The 1,573-nt window shown below is 52.3% G+C and carries 1 rRNA gene; it reads right to left on the minus strand.

Features of this window, described 5'->3' with window-relative positions:
- Positions 1-1,573, minus strand: a 23S ribosomal RNA gene (locus tag CIK04_RS30125); the annotation flags it as partial.

The raw sequence follows: 1,573 nt of genomic DNA on the forward strand, positions 1-1,573 counted from the left end.
CCAGCTCGCGTACCACTTTAAATGGCGAACAGCCATACCCTTGGGACCGACTTCAGCCCCAGGATGTGACTGAGCCGACATCGAGGTGCCAAACACCGCCGTCGATATGAACTCTTGGGCGGTATCAGCCTGTTATCCCCGGAGTACYTTTATCCGTTGAGCGATGGCCCTTCCATTCAGAACCACCGGATCACTATGACCTGCTTTCGCACCTGCTCGAACCGTCATTCTCGCAGTTAAGCGGGCTTATGCCATTGCACTAACCTCACGATGTCCAACCGTGATTAGCCCACCTTCGTGCTCCTCCGTTACTCTTTGGGAGGAGACCGCCCCAGTCAAACTACCCACCAGGCACTGTCCGCAACCCCGATTAGGGGCCAACGTTAGAACATCAAACATACAAGGGTGGTATTTCAAGGACGGCTCCAACGCAACTGGCGTCACGTCTTCAAAGCCTCCCACCTATCCTACACATGTAGGTTCAATGTTCAGTGCCAAGCTGTAGTAAAGGTTCACGGGGTCTTTCCGTCTAGCCGCGGGTACACTGCATCTTCACAGCGATTTCAATTTCACTGAGTCTCGGGTGGAGACAGCGTGGCCATCATTACGCCATTCGTGCAGGTCGGAACTTACCCGACAAGGAATTTCGCTACCTTAGGACCGTTATAGTTACGGCCGCCGTTTACCGGGGCTTCGATCAAGAGCTTCGCTTACGCTAACCCCATCAATTAACCTTCCGGCACCGGGCAGGCGTCACACCGTATACGTCATCTTACGATTTTGCACAGTGCTGTGTTTTTAATAAACAGTTGCAGCCACCTGGTATCTGCGACTCTCGTCAGCTCCATCCGCAAGGGACTTCACCATCAAGAGCGTACCTTCTCCCGAAGTTACGGTACCATTTTGCCTAGTTCCTTCACCCGAGTTCTCTCAAGCGCCTTGGTATTCTCTACCCGACCACCTGTGTCGGTTTGGGGTACGATTCCTTACAATCTGAAGCTTAGAGGCTTTTCCTGGAAGCATGGCATCAATGACTTCACTACCGTAGTAGCTCGACGTCGTGTCTCAGCCTTAAGAGTRTCCGGATTTACCTAAACACTCAGCCTACGCACTTGAACCTGGACAACCGTCGCCAGGCCCACCTAGCCTTCTCCGTCCCCCCATCGCAATTGTAAGAAGTACGGGAATATTAACCCGTTTCCCATCGACTACGCTTTTCAGCCTCGCCTTAGGGGTCGACTTACCCTGCCCCGATTAACGTTGGACAGGAACCCTTGRTCTTCCGGCGGGGAGGTTTTTCACCCCCCTTGTCGTTACTCATGTCAGCATTCGCACTTCTGATACCTCCAGCATGCTTTACAACACACCTTCAACGGCTTACAGAACGCTCCCCTACCCAATGTTCATAGAACATTGCCGCAGCTTCGGTTTACAACTTAGCCCCGTTACATCTTCCGCGCAGGCCGACTCGACTAGTGAGCTATTACGCTTTCTTTAAATGATGGCTGCTTCTAAGCCAACATCCTAGCTGTCTAAGCCTTCCCACATCGTTTCCCACTTAGCTGTAATTTGG

Source organism: Vibrio sp. 03_296, from assembly GCF_002265885.1.